Consider the following 16,700-nt stretch of genomic DNA (forward strand, 5'->3'; position numbering starts at 1 on the left):
CCACCGGGCCACCGGGTAGTCTCGACGGACCCCGTGCGGGCATTCCCGACGACCTGCGAAGACCCTCTGGAGACTGACGAAGATGGCCGACCGGGTCACGGTGATCGGCTGGGACGGCTCCCCCCTGACCGCCGCGGCACGCTCCGCCCTCGCCGCCGCCACGCTGGTGGCCGGCGCGGCCCACCATCTCGCCCTGCCCGAGGTACCCCCGCGCGCCGAACGCATCCGCCTAGGCAGCGTCGCCCTCGCCGCCCGCCGCATCGCCGGCCACCGGGGCACGGCGGTCGTCCTCGCCGACGGCGACCCGGGGTACTTCGGTGTCGTCCGCACCCTGCGGTCCCCCGAGTTCGGCCTGGAGGTCGAGGTCGTCCCCGGCGTCTCCTCGGTCGCCGCCGCCTTCGCCCGCGCGGGCATGCCCTGGGACGACGCGGAGGTCGTCGTCGCCCACCGCCGTACGCTGCGCCGCGCGGTGAACGTCTGCCGCGCCCACACCAAGGTCGCCGTCCTCACCTCGCCCGGCGCCGGACCCGCCGAACTCGGCCTGCTCCTCGACGGAGTCCACCGCACCTTCGTGGTCTGCGAGGAACTCGGCACGGACCGCGAGCGGGTCACCGTCCTCAGCTCCGACAAGGCCGTGGACCGCACCTGGCGCGACCCCAACCTCGTCATCGTCATCGGCGGCCCCGCGGGCGCGGCCGGCAGCGGCGGCTGGCTCGCCGGGCGCGACCCCGCCGCCGGACCGCGCGGCTGGGCCCTGCCCTCCGCCGTCTACGGCGGTGCCCTGGGCGAGGGCGAGGCCGAACTGCTGCGCTCCTCCCAACTCGCCTGCCTGGGCCCCCGGGTGGGCGACCTCGTGTGGGACATCGGCTCCGGCAGCGGCGCCTTCGCCACCGAGGCCGCCCGCTGCGGCGCCGCCGTGATCGCCGTGGACCAGGACCCCGAGGCCTGCGGCCGGACCACCCTCGCCGCCCGCCGCTTCGGCGTGCAGCTCCAAGTGGTGCACGGAGCCGCCCCGCACGTCCTGGAGAACCTGCCCGAACCCGATGTCGTACGCGTCGGCGGCGGGGGAGCCCGGGTGGTCTCGGCCGTCGCCGACCGCCGCCCCCGGCGCATCGTCACCCACGCCCTGACCCGGCCCGCCGCCGAGCGCGTCGGACGGGACCTGACCGAGCACGGGTACGAGGTCCGCTGCGACTTCGTCCAGTCCGTGGAACTCGATACCAGGGCCTGGACGGAACGGGAGCGCAGCGTCGCGTTCCTGCTCAGCGGGACTCTGCCCGAACGTTCCGTGTGATCCGGTTGTCGTACCGGCGCGGTAGGCTGGCCGACTGTTGTACCGCACTGCGACATCCGGCCTTTCGTCGGTCAATGTCCTAAAAGCACGCCCGTTTTGAGGGCGTGTGTGGTACGGCGAAACGGGGAGGACGCGCAACGTGGCGCAGTCCACAGCGGACCGTCGCGGATCAAGCTGTCGCGACGGGGGGACGACCGGGACAATGGCCCTTCAATGGCTTTGTCGACATGCAGCCGGGTCGTCACGTGCCGCTGGGCACGCACGCTCGTTCTCCACAGTGGGGCGGTAGGTGCGCCGTTCCCGGGCCAGCTGGCATGGAGGCACTAACCGATGGGCGAGGGGTACGCATGACCGACACCGGCCAGGTCCCGGGCGAGGGACTGCCGGAGAGCGCAGGCATGGTGGAGCAGCCGGGCGTCCCCGCGCCGGGTGCGTACACCTACCTCTCCGAGACCGCCGCCGAGGACGAAGACCTCCTGCTGCCGGGCGCCCAGGGCGCGTGGGGCAACGAGATGCCCCCGCCCGCCCCCGAGCCCGTCGTCCAGGTCGTCCACGAGCCCGCCGTCCATGAGCCGGGTCCGCACGAGATGTCCGGCCGCGACAGCGGCTCGCACGACCTGAGCGCCGTCCGCACCCCCGTCGCGACCCCCGTCCCGCAGCCGCCGGTGGCCCGCCGCCCGCTGCACCTCGGTCCGCCGACCCCCGACGCCTCCGCCAGCCCGGTCCGCTCCCTCGCCGACCGTGGCCCGGCCGGCGCCCCCGTGCCGCCGAGCGCCGTACGCCACCCCGGCCCCGAGTACCTCGACGCGCCCCAGCAGCCCGTGTCGCAGTGGGTCGGCGCCCCCGCGCAGGCCACTCCCGCGGTGGCTCCCGGGGGAGCGGCGGCAGAAACGGTCGTTCCGCAGGAGGCACAGCTCTCCGTCGCCGTGGCCGAGACGACGCCGGCCGAGGACGCCGCGGAGGACATCCAGGACGCCGAGGCTCTCCACCAGGCCCAGGACGCCGCCTACGCCCTGGCGCAGGAGGCCGCGGCCGCCCAGTTCCGGAACCCGGAGGCCGTGGGGACGCCGGTCGCGGCGCAGTTCCAGACCCCGGAGGAGGCCGAGCCGCAGACGGCCGCGCCGGAGCCGAACGCGGCGCAGCCGGATGCCCCGGAGCCGGATGCCGCGGACGCCGGTGAAGCGCCGGTCGCCGTCGAGGCGCAGGTGCCCGAGCCCGTCGGGGCGCCGGTCGTCGAGCAGGCGGCCGTGGTCGCCGAGGCGGTCGAGCCGCAGCCGCACCCGGCGGAGGCCGAAGAAACGCCGGTCGTGGTCGAGGAGCAGGCGCCGGAGGCGGTCGGGGCGCCGGTCGTCGAGCAGGCGGCCGTGGTCGCCGAGGCGGTCGAGCCGCAGGCGCACGCCCCGGAGGCCGGGGACGTGCCGGTCGTGGCCGAGGAGCAGGCGCCGGCGACGGCCGAGGCGCCGACCGAGGAGCAGCAAGCGGCCCCCGAGGCCGCCGCGGAGCCCTCCGTGCCCGAGGCCGAGCCGGCCGTCGAAGCCCCCCAGGCGGCCCAGCAGGGCCCCGAGCCCGTGGAGACGGCACCCGAGGCACAGGCACCCGAGGCGCAGGCACCTGATGTGCCGGTCTCCGAGGAGCCCGAGCCCGTCGACCCCGCCGCCGGGGACCCGGAGCCGGTACCGGCCGGGATCGTCGCCGAGGCCCAGGACGCCTCGCAGGTCGCTCAAGAGCCCGAGGCGGAGACCCCGGACCCCGTCGACGTGTCCGCTCCGGCCGTGCCCGACGAGGCCGAGGCGCAGCCGCAGGCCGACCCCGCCCTGCCCGAGCAGCAGGCGCTGGCCGACGGGACCGACGAGAGCGACGAGCTGGTGGCCCCCGCCGCACCGGACGAGGAGAGCACCCCCGCCCCCGCGCAGGAGTCCGAGCAGGAGACGTCGACCCCGGTCGCGGAGCAACCCCTGCCCCCGGAGGCCGAGGCGGAGCAGGTCCCGACGCCGGAACCCCAGGCGGAGGCCGTGCCCGAGGCCGCGGAAGCCCAGCCGCTGGAGCCCGCGCAGCCGACGGCCGAGGCCGCCGCGCCGGACCCGGAGGCCATCGGGGCCGTCGAAGCGGTGGCGGACGAGGCAGCGGACAGGGAAAAGGAAGAGGAGCAGGCCGGGAAGGTGGACGGGGGCCAGGTCGAGGCCGAGCAAACCGCAGCCGAGCAAACCGCAGCCGAGGAGACCGCCACGTCCGCGTCCGACAGCGCCGCTCGGCAGCCGGAGCCCGTACCGACGCCGGACCCCGCCGAAGCCGCCGTCGAGCCCGAGGTCACCGAGGTACAGGCAGCCGACGCGCAGCCCGCCGACGCGGAGTCCCAGGGGCAGCCCGGGCCCACCGACGAGACGACCGCCGAAGCACCGGCCGACCCGTCGACCGTGGACCCCGGAACCGCCGCCCCCGTGACCGTGGACGCCGCCGCGACCGCCGAGCCCTCCCCGGCCGAGGCGCCGCACCTCCTGGCCACCGGGATCGCCGCCCCCCAGGGCGCGGTGGTCCGGCCCCCGGCCGAGCCGGACACACCGCTCGCCGGAGCGGCCCCGGAGTCCGCACCCGAGCCCGGTGCCGTGCGTCCGCCGGAACCGTTCGTACCCCTCCTCGGCTCCCTGCCGACCGCCGCCTCCCAGGCGGCCTCGACTCCGCCGTCGGTGCCCGCCGCCACCGGGTTCCCGCCCGCCGAGGGGCAGACGGAAGCGGCGGACGGGCCCGTGGTCCCCACTCCTCGGGACTCCGAGGCCGAGACGATCGTCGTACCGGAGTCGGTCGCGGCGACCGGCGCGGACGCGGAACCCGCCCTCGTCCAGAACGCCGAGGACCTGGCCACCCGGGCCGCCGACCAGGAGGACGGCGAAGCGGCGCACGAGGCCGAAGCAGGGGAAGCGGCAGCGGAGGAGAGCACGGACCCGGTGGACGAGACGCCCGAAGACGTTCCCGTGCCCGAGGTGCAGGAGGACGAGGCACGGCAGCCCACGGGCCCCGCCGCGCCGCCGTACGACGACGCCGAACGCGAGGCCGTCCTCAAGGTCATGCGCGAGCGCCGCGACATCCGCAACGGCTTCCGCAGCGACCCCATCCCGCACGACGTCCTGCTCCGCGTGCTGGAGGCCGCCCACACGGCGCCCTCCGTCGGCCACTCGCAGCCCTGGGACTTCGTCGTCATCCGGTCGGCCGAGACGCGCCGCGCGATGCACGAACTCGCCCAGCGCCAGCGCGAGGCGTACGCGAAGTCGCTGCCGAAGGGCCGGGCGAAGCAGTTCAAGGAACTGAAGATCGAGGCGATCCTCGACACCCCGGTGAACATCGTCGTCACCGCCGACCCGACCCGCGGCGGCCGCCACACCCTGGGCCGCCACACCCAGCCGCAGATGGCGCCCTACTCCTCCGCGCTCGCGGTCGAGAACCTCTGGCTCGCGGCCCGCGCCGAGGGGCTCGGCGTCGGCTGGGTCAGCTTCTTCGACGAGCGCGAGATGGTCCGCGCGCTCGGCCTCCCGGAGCACCTGGAGGTCGTGGCGTACCTGTGCGTCGGCTACGTCGACGAGTTCCCGGCGGAGCCCGAGCTGATGCAGGCGGGCTGGGCCAAGCGGCGCCCGCTCTCCTGGGTCGTCCACGAGGAGACGTACGGCCGCCGCGCGCTGCCCGGCGCCGAGCCGCACGACCTGCTGGCCGAGACCGTCGCCGGCATCCGCCCGCTCGACGCCAAGGCGCTCGGCGAGGCGTGGGAGCGCCAGAAGCGCATGACCAAGCCGGCGGGCGCCCTCGGCATGCTGGAGATCATCTCCGCGCAGCTGTCGGGCCTGTCCCGGCAGTGCCCGCCGCCCATCCCGGAGCCCGCGGCCGTCGCGATCTTCGCGGGCGACCACGGCGTCCATGCCCAGGGCGTCACCCCCTGGCCCCAGGAGGTGACGGCCCAGATGGTCGCCAACTTCCTCGGCGGGGGAGCGGTCTGCAACGCCTTCGCCGCCCAGGTGGGTGCCGAGGTGTGCGTGGTGGACGTGGGCGTGGCCAGCGACCTCCCGGCCACGCCGGGGCTGCTGCCGCGCAAGGTCCGCGCCGGTACGTCCGACATGACCACCGGCCCCGCGATGACCCGCGAGGAGGCCAAGCAGGCCATCGAGGTGGGCATCGAGACCGCCCGCGACCTGGTCGCGGCCGGCAACAAGGCGCTGCTCACGGGCGAGATGGGCATCGCCAACACCACGGCGTCCGCCGCCCTGATCGCCGTGTTCACCGGCGCGGACCCCGCCGAGGTCACCGGCCGGGGCACCGGCATCAACGACGAGACCCTCGCCCGCAAGACCGAGGTCGTCCGACGGGCCATCGAGCTGCACCAGCCCGACCCCGCCGACCCCATCGGCGTCCTCGCGGCCATCGGCGGCTTCGAGCACGCCGCCATCGTCGGCCTGCTCCTCGGCGGCGCCTCCCTGCGGACGCCGGTGATCCTCGACGGCGTCAGCGCCGGTGCCGCCGCATTGGTGGCCCGGGCCATCGCCCCCGAGGTCCTCGCCGCCTGCATCGCGGGCCACCGCAGTGCCGAGCCGGGCCATGTGGCCGCTCTGCAGAAGCTGGGCCTGCGGCCCCTGGTCGACCTCGACCTCCGCCTCGGCGAGGGCACCGGCGCCCTCCTCGCCCTCCCGGTCGTCCAGAGCGCGGCCAGGGCGATGCACGAGGTGGCGACGTTCGACTCGGCGGGGGTGACCGAGAAGTAGGCGGCGGGCGCCGGGTGCGCCACGGACCCGGAGGGCGCTCGCGCCCACCGGCCCGCACCCGGTTCCGCGGTCCGGCCGGTGAACCTGCTGAGCCGCGCTCCCCGTCCGCCCCTTAGAATCCGCACGTCAGGGCCTACTCCAAAGCCGCAGTGGCCCGCCTCGCACGCCGCCAGCCCGAGGAGCCGCACCCTCATGGCCGAACACCCCGCCTACCCCGTAGGCCTCCGCCTCACCGGCCGCCGAGTGGTCGTCATCGGCGGCGGTCAGGTCGCCCAACGCCGCCTGCCCGCCCTCATCGCGGCCGGCGCCGACGTCGTCCTGGTGTCCCCGAGCGCCACCCCCTCCGTCGAGGCGATGGCGGACGCGGGCGAGCTGACCTGGGAGAGGCGCCGGTACGCGGAGGGCGACCTCGCCGAGGCCTGGTACGTCCTGGTCGCGACCGGCGACCCGGTGGCGAACGCGCGCGCGTCCGCCGAGGCGGAACGCCACCGCATCTGGTGCGTCCGCTCCGACAGCGCGGAGGAGGCCACCGCCTGGACCCCGGCGACCGGCCACAGCGAGGGCGTCACGGTAGCCGTGCTCACGGCCAACGCCCAGGAGCGCGACCCCCGCCACACCGCCGCGATCCGCGACGCGGTCGTCGAGGGCCTGCGGGACGGCACGCTCGTGGCCCCCCACCACCGCACCCGCACCCCCGGTGTCTCCCTGGTGGGTGGCGGCCCCGGCGACCCGGACCTGATCACCGTGCGCGGCCGCCGTCTCCTCGCCGAGGCCGACGTCGTCATCGCCGACCGTCTCGGCCCCCGCGACCTCCTCGCCGAACTCCCGCCGCACGTCCAGGTGATTGACGCGGCGAAGATCCCGTACGGCCGTTTCATGGCCCAGGAGGCCATCAACAACGCGCTGATCGAGCACGCCAAGCAGGGCAAGTCGGTCGTGCGCCTCAAGGGCGGCGACCCGTACGTCTTCGGCCGCGGCATGGAGGAACTGCACGCGCTCGCCGAGGCCGGCATTCCGTGCACGGTCGTGCCCGGCATCTCCAGCTCGATCTCCGTGCCGAGCGCCGCCGGCATCCCGGTCACCCACCGGGGCGTCGCCCATGAGTTCACCGTGGTCAGCGGCCATGTGGCCCCCGACGACGAGCGCTCGCTCGTCGACTGGCCCGCCCTCGCCCGGCTGACCGGCACCCTCGTGATCCTGATGGGCGTCGACAAGATCGGCCGGATCGCCGAGACCCTGGTGGCGCACGGCAAGTCCCCCGACACCCCGGTCGCCCTGGTCCAGGAGGGAACCACGGCCGCGCAGCGCCGGGTGGACGCCACGCTCGCCACGGTCGCCGAGACGGTGCGTACGCAGGGAGTCAAGCCGCCCGCCGTCATCGTGATCGGCGAGGTCGTGAAGGTGGGGCCCGGGACGAACGCGTGACACCCGGGCGACGACCCCGGACCGTGCGGGAGCGGAACCGTAACCACCGGTAACCCGACCCGTCCCCAGCCGTTGGCACCACACCCAGGACAAGGCAGTATCACCCTGTGGCCGATCTCATCACCGTTGACGACCCCGACGACCCGCGCCTGCGCGACTACACCGGCCTGACCGACGTGGAGCTGCGCCGCCGGCGCGAACCCGCCGAGGGCCTCTTCATCGCCGAGGGCGAGAAGGTCATCAGACGGGCCAAGGAAGCCGGCTACGAGATGCGCTCGATGCTGCTCTCCGCGAAGTGGGTCGACGTCATGCGCGACGTCATCGACGAACTCCCGGCGCCCGTCTACGCGGTCAGCCCCGAACTCGCCGAACAGGTCACCGGCTACCACGTGCACCGGGGCGCGCTCGCCTCCATGCAGCGCAAACCCCTGCCGACGGCCGACCAACTCCTGGGCTCCGCCCGCCGGGTCGTCATCATGGAGTCGGTCAACGACCACACCAACATCGGCGCGATCTTCCGCTCGGCCGCCGCCCTCGGCATGGACGCGGTCCTGCTCTCGCCGGACTGCGCCGACCCGCTCTACCGACGCAGCGTCAAGGTCTCCATGGGCGCGGTCTTCTCGGTGCCCTACGCCCGTCTGGACACCTGGCCGAAGGGGCTCGACGCGGTCCGCGACGCCGGTTTCGCCCTGCTCGCCCTCACTCCGGACGAGAAGGCGAAGTCCCTCGACGAGACCGCCCCGCACCGCATGGACCGGGTCGCCCTCATGCTGGGCGCCGAAGGGGACGGCCTCTCCACCAAGGCCCTGATGTCCGCCGACGAATGGGTCCGCATCCCCATGGCCCACGGAGTCGACTCCCTCAACGTGGGCGCGGCGGCGGCCGTGGCCTTCTACGCGGTGGCGACGGGCCGTCCGCGTACCTGAACCGGCGGACGCGCGGGGCGGCCGGCGTCCCCGGTCACGGGGCGGCCGCCACCCGGCGACGACGCTCAGTCGTGCTGCGGTTCCGGGAAGGGCCGCTCGTACCGGAGGCCCCCGTCGAAGCCGAGCCCCCGCGAGGGCCCCTGGCACCCCTGCGCCGTGGCGATCCCCAGCGCGGCCAGCAACGTCACGACGACGAACACGAAAAGACGCTGCCGCAGCAACCGCGGATTGGCGGGCCGCCGCCCGGTCCCGTTGGTCCGCGGCCCCGGCCGTCCCGCACCGTTGCGGGGCGCGGGACGCCTGCCGGACCCGGTCGTGCCGCGTGACGGCGCGGGCCGCGGACCGGGCCGCGACCCACCACCGGTACGCGCGCCACCGGCCCCGCCGCCCGTCCGGGAACCGCCCCCGGTCCGCGGTGACGGAGCCCCCGGCTGCGACCGGCGGGTGTCCGGCGGCTGCCGCAGCGTCCGCTGTTCGACGTACTGCTCCGCGAGCCGACCCGAGGCCCGATCCGGATCGGTACGGGGCGCGGGCGGCCGCAGATCGGACAGGCCCTGCGCCTCACGGGCGGCGATCTCCTTGAGCCGCAGCGACAGTTGCAGCGTGCTCGGCCGTTCCTCCGGGTCCTTCGCCAGACAGGCGCGGACGAGGGGGGCGAGTGCGTCCGGCACCCCGCGCAGCTGCGCCTCCTCGTGCACCACCCGGTAGAGCATGACCTCCGAACTGCCGTGTCCGAAGGGCGAGTCGGAGGTCGCCGCGTAGGCGAGCGTGGCGCCGAGCGAGAACACGTCCGTGGCCGGCGTGACGGCTGCCCCGCGCACCTGTTCGGGCGCCAGGAAGCCGGGTGAGCCCACGGCCGTACCGACATGGGTCAGGGTCGAGGCCCCGGTCGCCCACGCGATACCGAAGTCGATGATCCGCGGCCCCTTCGGGGACAGCAGGATGTTCGACGGCTTGAGGTCCCGGTGGACGACACCGGCCTCGTGCACGGCCACGAGTCCCTCGGAGAGGGCGGCGCCGACGGCGGCCACGTCGGCGGCCGACATGGGTCCCTCCTCGGCGACCTTGTCGTGCAGCGAGGGCCCCGGCACGTACTGTGTGGCGAACCACGGCCGTTCCGCGTCCAGATCCGCGGCCACCAGCCGGGCGGTGCACCCGCCCCTGATCCGCCGCGCCGCCGACACCTCGCGCGCGAACCGCGACCGGAACTCCTGGTCCTCCGCCAGGTCCGGCCGGATGACCTTGAGCGCGACACGCTGTCCACGCCGGTCGGAGCCCAGGTAGACGACGCCCATTCCCCCGGCGCCGAGCCGTCTGTGAATCCTGAACGAGCCGACGACGCGCGGGTCCTCGCGCCTCAGGCGCATCATCGCCATGTTCATCCCCGCTGCCCGTTCCGTCTGACGAGCCACAGCTTACGTTTCCACGGCCGGGCGTGCGCAGAGGCCGCGCCCTCGCGACCCGATGGATTGTCAGTGCCGGGTGAGAAACTTGAAGAGTGGTCAGGGAACAGGAGTTCGGGGCGGTGTTGGGCGCACCTTGATCCCAACCAGCCACCGCAGAAGGGGGATTGAACCCGTGAAGGGTGACCGAGTGGAGATAGTCGTGGACGCCGGTGACACGACGCGCACGTACGAGGTGATCGCGAGCAGGGCGGGCCGCCGGGTGGAGACGGCGGTACGACGAGGAGTGGTGGAAGTGAGCGAAGTCACCCGGAACGGCTCCGTGGTGCGCACGGCCAGGTTCATGGCGAACCGGGTCCTCGCGCTGGTCGAGCAGCCGGTGCCCCGCGAGGACGCCGCGGAACGGGACGGGTGACAGACGGGGCAGACCGGACACCCCCTCCGGGAAGACCCCGAGACGTAGGACCTCGTCTCCACCCTGGGGAGTACACCGGAGGTCCCCGCTCATCCTCCGGGAGGCCCGGCAATCGGTACGAGGGCATGACGACCGGGTTCGCCCACGCGCCTAGATTTGAGGTCAAGCGGCGGGTGCAGCACTCGTCCCCCGAGGTCAGACACCCGCCGCTGCCAACGACGCAACACCGACGAGAAGGTCAGAGGAGGGACCATGGCCCACACGGCACCGCGGACCGCGATCCGCACACGGGAGCGCAGGATGTTCACCGCCGACCGCCGTCCGGGCCGTCGCCACCCCTTGGTGGCGACCGCGATGGTCCTCCCTCTGGCGGCCCTGCTCGTGTACGCCTTCGGCGGCTGGGAAGCAGTGGTCACACAGGCGTCGTCCGTGGGTGTGATGCTGGGGCGCTGAGCGGCGACCCCAGGCCCGGAAGAGCGGTCCGGGCGGGGACATCCATCCATGAAACCCCGTGGGGACGGGGGTGCGGCGGACGGCAAAAGACGCCCGCGCAGCTGGGGAGCTGCGCGGGCGTTGTCTTTCCCGCTGCTTCCCCCTGCCGGCCCGGTACGGCCCCGCGCGGCGGCCGCACCCGGCCTTGGACGCGGGCAGGTCTGCCGACCGCGCGATGGGGACGGTCTCGCGACGGCAGGGTGAGGACGACTGCACTGCCGGCCCGCCGCCGAAACCTCGACCGGAATCGATCCGAGCCAAGCCGACCGAGCCAAGCCGGGCCGGGCCAAACCGAGCCGATCCGAGTCGGCCGAGCCGATCCGGGCCGACCGAGCCGAGCCGACCGAGCCAAACCGAGCCGACCGAGCCAAGCCGAGTCGGCCAAGCCGATCCGAGTCGGCCGAGCCGATCCGAGTCGGGCAAGCCGATCCGAGTCGGGCAAGCCGATCCGAGTCGGCCAAGCCAAGCCGAGTCGGCCAAGCCAAGCTGAGTCGGCCGAGCCAAGCCGAGTCGGCCAAGTCGATCCGAGTCGGCCGAGCCGATCCGAGTCGGCCGAGCCGGGCCGGGCCGGGCCGATCCGACCAAGCAGGCCGGGCCGCCAATCCGGCCGAGCCAGCCGGGCCGATCGAGCCAAACCAGCCAGCCAGCCAGCCAGCCGGGCCGGGCCGAACCGAGCCAGACGGGCCGGACCAAGCCGGCCGAGCTGATCCGACCCAGCAGTCCGAGCCGAGCCAAGCCGACCGCGCCAAACCGAGCCGGCCGGGCCGGGCCAAGCCGACCGAGCAGCCCCACCCCGCTCACCCCCGGCCGGGCGGCGCTTCCGAACCGTAGGCTCACGGGGCAGCGCCGTACCCGAGCAGGGGGATCCATGACCGCCACAGCCGACGCCGACGTGCTCCCCGCCCTGAGGGCCAGGGTGCGCGGCAGGGCGCACCCCGGGGCCGCCCTGTGCTCCCATCCGGACTCGGTCCTCGCGGAGCGCGCCGACGGCGTCGTCGTCCGCCACGGCGACACCGTGGCCAAGGCGCACGCCCCCGGCACCGACCCCGCCCACCTGGCACTCCGTATGACTGTCGCCGCGTCCCACCCCGACACCCTTCTCGCCCCGCTCACCCCCACCCCGGCCGCCCTCCACGACCGCCTCGTCACGTTCTGGCCGTACGGGACCCCGGTCGACCCCGAGGCCCCGGAGGTCGCTCCCTGGGAGGCGGCGGCCACGCTCCTCGCCCGCCTCCACCGGCAGCCGCCCCCCGCGGGCCTGCCGCCGATGCGGGGCCCGGTCAAGGCGGCCCACGCCGTCGCCCGCCTCGCATCCACCGCACCGCACCACCCCGCCACCCCCTCGGTGCTGCGCGCCTGGCACGCTCTCCCCGCCTGGGCCAGGGCCGAGGCCCCCATGCCCGGCACGACCACGCTCTGCCACGGCGATCTGCATCTCGGCCAGCTCGTCCGGCATCCGGAGGGCACGGGGGCCTGGCGTCTCATCGACGTCGACGACCTGGGCGTGGGCGTCCCCGCCTGGGATCTGGCCCGCCCGGCGGCCTGGTACGCCTGCGGCCTCCTCCCGCCCGCGGACTGGACTCGCTTCCTGGGCGCCTACCGGTCGGCCGACGGCCCGGCGGTCCCTCCGCACGGCGACCCCTGGCCGGCACTGGACGTACCCGCCCGCGCACTCACCGTGCAGACCGCGGCACTGGCGATCGCGAAGTGCACGGCGGCGGACCGGCCCCTGGACGAGGCCCAGCGGTCCGTTGTGGACGCATGTGACCGAATGAGTGGCATCCCGCCGGAGTTGGACGGCCCTTTCCCGAAGTAGGGTGCAACCGACCGCAGCCGGACAGTGTCTGTCCAGGCGTAACGCGAAGCAGGACCGAGCGCCGAGGAGTTGACCCGAACCATGCACATGCAGTGTCCCAAGTGCCATGCGCCGATGCACACCTACAACCGCAGTGGCGTCCAGATCGAGCAGTGCAGCGGCTGTCGTGGGATCTTCCTCGACTACGGCGAGCTGGAGGCGCTGACCCGTATGGAGGGCCAGTGGGGCGGCGGCCCGGCCGTTCCCCCGCCGCCGGCCGCCCCGCAGTACCCCGCGGGCGGCGGTCACAACGCTCCCGCCTGGGGCGCCCCGCACGGTGGTCACCACGGAGGCCACCACGGCGGTCACGGTCACCACAACCGCGGCTTCGGCCACATGCTGTTCTCCAGCTGACCGAGCCGGGCGGGGGGCGCACAGCGCCCCTCCGCACGACGAAGCCCCCGACCGTACGAGACGGCCGGGGGCTCGGTGCGTGTGGACGATACTGGGATTGAACCAGTGACCTCTTCCGTGTCAGGGAAGCGCTCTCCCGCTGAGCTAATCGTCCTCGGGATCACAGCCCGGGGGCGGTGCATCCTGCGTGCGCGATACTGGGATTGAACCAGTGACCTCTTCCGTGTCAGGGAAGCGCTCTCCCGCTGAGCTAATCGCGCGGGTCGAAGCCGTCCGGCTCCGGGAAGCCCTCGGGCCTCAGTGGACGATACTGGGATTGAACCAGTGACCTCTTCCGTGTCAGGGAAGCGCTCTCCCGCTGAGCTAATCGTCCTTGGAGGTGGAGACGGGATTTGAACCCGTGTAGACGGCTTTGCAGGCCGTTGCCTCGCCTCTCGGCCACTCCACCAGGAGTGCGGGGGTCGGGAAGATCCCCCACGTTCCTGCGAGCGGACGACCAGGTTCGAACTGGCGACCTCAACCTTGGCAAGGTTGCGCTCTACCAACTGAGCTACGTCCGCTTGTCGTTTCCGGTCCGCTTGCGCGACCCGGCGACGAGTTGAACTCTAGCGGATTCCGGGGCCAGCACAAAAACGCGTTTGTGCAGCGTGCTGCGGTGCGTCCAGTCCGAGACCCGGCCGGGCCCACCCGCAGGGCACCCGTCCTAGACTCGACTGCGTGTCCGACCTCCTTCCCCTCGCCCGCTTCGGCGACCTCGTGGCCACCGGTCTCACCGATGTGACCAGCGACGCCGCCGCCCTGGACTCCGCCGGCTTCTGGGCCGTGTGCGCGGACTACGAGGGCGGTCTGGTGTGCGCGCGCTTCGCTGACGTACGCCGGGAGCCCGCTCCGGCTCCGGTGCCGGGGGAGTGGCGCGGTCCCGCCGTCGGTGACTGGACGACGTCCCTCGACCGCGCCGCGTACACGGCGGGGGTCCGGCGGATCCGCGAGCACATAGCCGCCGGAGAGGTGTACCAGGCGAACCTCTGCCGGGTGCTGTCCGCGCCCGTCGCCCCGGACGCCGACGTGGACGCCCTGACCGCACTGCTGGCCCGCGGCAATCCGGCCCCCTATGCAGGAACGATTCGCCTCCCAGGTCACGGTGTCGAGATCGCCACCGCCTCTCCCGAACTCTTCCTGCGCCGCGACGGCCGGGTCGTCACGTCGGGCCCGATCAAGGGCACCGGACGCACCGAGGCCGACCTCCTGGACAAGGACCGCGCCGAGAACGTCATGATCGTCGACCTGGTCCGCAACGACATCGGGCAGGTCTGCGCCACCGGGTCGGTGACCGTGCCCGACCTGTGCGTGGTCGAGAAGCACCCGGGCCTCGTGCACCTGGTGTCGACGGTGCGCGGCGAACTGCGCGACGGCGCCGGCTGGCCCGAGCTGCTCGCCGCCTCCTTCCCGCCCGGCTCCGTCACCGGCGCGCCGAAGTCGAGCGCCCTGCGCATCATCGACGCCCTGGAGACCGCGCCGCGCGGCCCGTACACCGGCGGCATCGGCTGGGTCGACGCCGACCGGGGGACGGGAGAGCTGGCGGTCGGGATCCGTACCTTCTGGATCGACCGGACGGCGGGCGAACTGCGCTTCGGCACGGGAGCGGGCATCACCTGGGGGTCGGACCCCGAGGCGGAGTGGCGGGAGACCGAGCTGAAGGCGGCCAGGCTGCTCGCGGTAGCGTCGGGGACGTACGAGGCGAGTGGGAGGACCCTTACGTGAAGATCTGGCTCGACGGCGGACTGCAGGACATCGACTCCGCCCGTGTCTCCGTCCTCGACCACGGACTGACCGTGGGCGACGGCGTCTTCGAGACCGCGAAGACGGTGGCCGGCCGGCCGTTCGCGCTGACCCGGCATCTCGACCGTCTGGCCCGCTCGGCACAGGGACTCGGTCTGCCCGAGCCCGACCTCGACGAGGTGCGCCGCGCCTGCTCGGCCGTCGTGGAGGCCAACCCGGTGGCCCTCGGCCGGCTCCGCATCACCTACACCGGCGGCGTCTCCCCGCTCGGCTCCGACCGGGGCGACCACGGACCGACCCTGGTCGTGGCCCTCGGCGAGACCGCCCGCCGCGCCGACACCACCGCCGCGATCACCGTCCCGTGGACCCGCAACGAGCGCGGCGCCCTCACCGGCCTGAAGACCACCTCGTACGCCGAGAACGTCGTGGCCCTCGCCCGCGCCCACGAACGGGGCGCCACCGAGGCGCTGTTCGCCAACACGGTGGGACAGCTCTGCGAGGGCACGGGCTCCAACGTCTTCGTCGTCCTCGACGGTGAGATCCACACCCCACCGGTCGCCTCCGGCTGTCTCGCGGGCATCACCCGGGCCCTGGTCGTCGAATGGACCGGCGCCCGCGAGACCGACCTGCCGCTGGACGTCCTGAACAGCGCCGACGAGGTCTTCCTGACGTCCAGCCTGCGCGACGTGCAGGCCGTGCACCGCGTCGACGCCCGTGAACTCCTCCCCGCGCCCGGCCCGGTGACGGCCAAGGCGATGCGGATCTTCGACGAGCGGTCCGGCGACGACCTCGATCCCTGACGCCTGCGATGTGTGAAGCCTGCGATCCGTGAAGCCTGCGATGTGTGAAGCCTGCGATCCGTGAAGCCTGCGGTGAGTGAAGCCTGCGATGTGTGAAGCCTGCGGTGAGTGAAGCCTGCGGTGAGTGAAGCCTGCGATGTGTGATGGCCGCGGTGGATATTCGGCGGACTCCTCGCGCCACGGCGGGTAGAACACCCCTGATGACCACCACCCTGCGGCCCATCGAGCCGCTTCAGCACGCAGCCGACGGTTCCCGTTCGCGCCGCTACCAGGTGTGCGTGAACAGCCGTCCCGCAGGCGAGATCCATCTCGGTACGCGTCCGGGCCCGGCCTCCTCGGCCGCCCGGATCCTGGACCTGCGCATCGACGAACCCGACCGGCGGCGCGGCAGAGCGACGGTCGCCGCGCTCGCCGCCGAGGAGGTGGCCCGGGGCTGGGGCTGCCGGCGGATCGAGGCGTCCGTCCCGGCCGGTGCCGAGCCCGCGCTGCGGCTGACCCAGGCGCTCGGCTACGTCCTGCGCAACCGGACCATGCGCAAGCCCCTCGGCGGCACCCCGCCCGAACTGCCCGCGGGCAGCAGGGGCCGGCCCATGACCGAGGCCGAGTACGAACCCTGGAAGGCGGCAGGGCTGGAGGGCTACGCCCAGGACCTGATCACCCGGGGCGTGCCCGAGGAGGAGGCGTACGCCAGGGCCGCCGAGGACTATGTGCGGTGTCTGCCGCAGGGGGTGGCCTCCGCGGACAACCTGTGCAGCGTGCTGGAGCACGAGGGCACGAGGGTCGGCACGCTGTGGCTGCGACTGGCCGACGACCCCGCGTTCGTCTACGACGTGGAGGCGGACGCCGCCCACCGGGGACGGGGGCACGGCCGTTCGCTCATGCTGCTGGCCGAGGCGCAGGCGCTGGCGGCGGGGAAGACCGCCATCGCGCTCAACGTCTTCGCGGGCAACGCCCGGGCCGAATGCCTCTACGACTCCCTCGGCTACGAGACCACGGCCCACCACCTGTCCAAGCCCCTGCTCTGACGACCACACCGGGAGCCGCGCGACGGCGGACCGGGCTGCCGGGCGACGACGGGCCGACGGCGGGCGGGACGGCGGCGGCGTGGACGGGGACAGGGCGACGGTGGGGCGCTTCCCGGAGCCCTCGGCGCCGCAGCCCGGTCGGGCAGCCGACCGGAGCCAGGCGCCCGGCCGGAGCCAGGCGCCCGGCCGG

At 74.1% G+C, this 16,700-nt stretch carries 12 protein-coding genes and 5 tRNA genes; 11 read left to right on the forward strand and 6 right to left on the reverse strand.

Annotation, left to right across the window (positions count from 1 at the left end; genetic code table 11):
* Nucleotides 1–82: 82 nt before the first annotated feature.
* From cbiE to PYR72_RS38820, 4 genes are all read left to right on the forward strand, one after another.
* On the forward strand, nt 83–1,294 hold the full coding sequence (gene cbiE, locus PYR72_RS38805; RefSeq protein WP_275459636.1) for a precorrin-6y C5,15-methyltransferase (decarboxylating) subunit CbiE: 1,212 nt from the start codon (nt 83–85) through the stop codon (nt 1,292–1,294).
* A 347-nt stretch (nt 1,295–1,641) separates the two neighbouring features.
* Entirely contained in the window at nt 1,642–6,036 is a 4,395-nt protein-coding gene (cobT, locus tag PYR72_RS38810) for a nicotinate-nucleotide--dimethylbenzimidazole phosphoribosyltransferase (protein WP_275459637.1), read from the forward strand.
* Nucleotides 6,037–6,228: 192 nt separating this feature from the next.
* Nucleotides 6,229–7,461 (forward strand): uroporphyrinogen-III C-methyltransferase, encoded by a 1,233-nt coding sequence (cobA, locus tag PYR72_RS38815; RefSeq protein ID WP_275459638.1) that lies wholly within the window; start codon nt 6,229–6,231, stop codon nt 7,459–7,461.
* Nucleotides 7,462–7,568: 107 nt separating this feature from the next.
* The gene (locus tag PYR72_RS38820; protein ID WP_275459639.1) at nt 7,569–8,387 is read left to right on the forward strand and encodes an RNA methyltransferase; all 819 of its coding nucleotides are present in this window, start codon (nt 7,569–7,571) and stop codon (nt 8,385–8,387) included.
* 65 nt (nt 8,388–8,452) lie between these two features.
* Here the strand turns inward: PYR72_RS38820 and PYR72_RS38825 are convergent, their stop codons facing one another.
* A complete protein-coding gene (locus PYR72_RS38825; protein ID WP_275460635.1) occupies nt 8,453–9,769 on the reverse strand; it encodes a serine/threonine-protein kinase in 1,317 nt (438 codons plus the stop codon).
* Between the two features lie 196 nt (nt 9,770–9,965).
* Here PYR72_RS38825 and PYR72_RS38830 point away from each other — a divergent pair, with 196 nt between their 5' ends.
* The 4 genes from PYR72_RS38830 (at nt 9,966) to PYR72_RS38845 (ending at nt 12,906) form a co-directional block, all read left to right on the forward strand.
* Nucleotides 9,966–10,205, forward strand: coding sequence for a hypothetical protein (locus PYR72_RS38830; protein ID WP_013004971.1), 240 nt, complete (start codon nt 9,966–9,968; stop codon nt 10,203–10,205).
* A gap of 252 nt (nt 10,206–10,457) precedes the next feature.
* A complete protein-coding gene (locus PYR72_RS38835; protein ID WP_013004972.1) occupies nt 10,458–10,658 on the forward strand; it encodes a hypothetical protein in 201 nt (66 codons plus the stop codon).
* A gap of 907 nt (nt 10,659–11,565) precedes the next feature.
* Complete coding sequence (locus PYR72_RS38840) at nt 11,566–12,513, forward strand: aminoglycoside phosphotransferase family protein (RefSeq protein ID WP_275459640.1); 948 nt, start codon at nt 11,566–11,568, stop codon at nt 12,511–12,513.
* Nucleotides 12,514–12,600: 87 nt separating this feature from the next.
* On the forward strand, nt 12,601–12,906 hold the full coding sequence (locus tag PYR72_RS38845) for a zf-TFIIB domain-containing protein (protein WP_079081847.1): 306 nt from the start codon (nt 12,601–12,603) through the stop codon (nt 12,904–12,906).
* Nucleotides 12,907–12,988: 82 nt separating this feature from the next.
* Here the strand turns inward: PYR72_RS38845 and PYR72_RS38850 are convergent.
* The 5 genes from PYR72_RS38850 to PYR72_RS38870 form a co-directional block, all read right to left on the reverse strand.
* A tRNA-Val gene (locus tag PYR72_RS38850) sits at nt 12,989–13,060 on the reverse strand.
* 34 nt (nt 13,061–13,094) lie between these two features.
* Nucleotides 13,095–13,166 (reverse strand) — tRNA-Val (locus PYR72_RS38855).
* A 41-nt stretch (nt 13,167–13,207) separates the two neighbouring features.
* A tRNA-Val gene (locus PYR72_RS38860) sits at nt 13,208–13,279 on the reverse strand.
* A gap of 1 nt (nt 13,280) precedes the next feature.
* A tRNA-Cys gene (locus tag PYR72_RS38865) sits at nt 13,281–13,354 on the reverse strand.
* Between the two features lie 39 nt (nt 13,355–13,393).
* Nucleotides 13,394–13,466, reverse strand: a tRNA-Gly gene (locus PYR72_RS38870).
* 157 nt (nt 13,467–13,623) lie between these two features.
* Between PYR72_RS38870 and PYR72_RS38875 the strand changes: the two genes are divergently transcribed.
* The 3 genes from PYR72_RS38875 to PYR72_RS38885 all read left to right on the forward strand — a co-directional run bounded on the left by PYR72_RS38875 (nt 13,624) and on the right by PYR72_RS38885 (nt 16,510).
* The gene (locus PYR72_RS38875; protein WP_275459641.1) at nt 13,624–14,667 is read left to right on the forward strand and encodes a chorismate-binding protein; all 1,044 of its coding nucleotides are present in this window, start codon (nt 13,624–13,626) and stop codon (nt 14,665–14,667) included.
* Nucleotides 14,664–15,485 carry an aminodeoxychorismate lyase gene (locus PYR72_RS38880; protein ID WP_275459642.1) on the forward strand — a complete coding sequence of 274 codons (822 nt, stop codon included), beginning with the start codon at nt 14,664–14,666 and terminating at the stop codon, nt 15,483–15,485. Before PYR72_RS38875 ends, PYR72_RS38880 begins: the two co-directional genes overlap by 4 nt.
* 200 nt (nt 15,486–15,685) lie before the next feature.
* Complete coding sequence (locus PYR72_RS38885; RefSeq protein WP_275459643.1) at nt 15,686–16,510, forward strand: GNAT family N-acetyltransferase; 825 nt, start codon at nt 15,686–15,688, stop codon at nt 16,508–16,510.
* Nucleotides 16,511–16,700 lie beyond the last annotated feature (190 nt).

The sequence above is a fragment of the Streptomyces sp. VNUA24 genome, from assembly GCF_029167005.1.
GTDB lineage: Bacteria > Actinomycetota > Actinomycetes > Streptomycetales > Streptomycetaceae > Streptomyces > Streptomyces scabiei.

Excerpts from the sequence above, each read along its gene's own strand:
- cbiE (WP_275459636.1), top strand. The coding sequence starts at position 83 with ATGGCCGACCGGGTCACGGTGATCGGCTGGGACGGCTCCCCCCTGACC.
- cobT (WP_275459637.1), top strand. The coding sequence starts at position 1,642 with ATGACCGACACCGGCCAGGTCCCGGGCGAGGGACTGCCGGAGAGCGCA.
- cobA (WP_275459638.1), top strand. The coding sequence starts at position 6,229 with ATGGCCGAACACCCCGCCTACCCCGTAGGCCTCCGCCTCACCGGCCGC.
- PYR72_RS38825 (WP_275460635.1), bottom strand. The coding sequence starts at position 9,769 with ATGAACATGGCGATGATGCGCCTGAGGCGCGAGGACCCGCGCGTCGTC.
- PYR72_RS38835 (WP_013004972.1), top strand. The coding sequence starts at position 10,458 with ATGGCCCACACGGCACCGCGGACCGCGATCCGCACACGGGAGCGCAGG.
- PYR72_RS38840 (WP_275459640.1), top strand. The coding sequence starts at position 11,566 with ATGACCGCCACAGCCGACGCCGACGTGCTCCCCGCCCTGAGGGCCAGG.
- PYR72_RS38845 (WP_079081847.1), top strand. The coding sequence starts at position 12,601 with ATGCAGTGTCCCAAGTGCCATGCGCCGATGCACACCTACAACCGCAGT.
- PYR72_RS38885 (WP_275459643.1), top strand. The coding sequence starts at position 15,686 with ATGACCACCACCCTGCGGCCCATCGAGCCGCTTCAGCACGCAGCCGAC.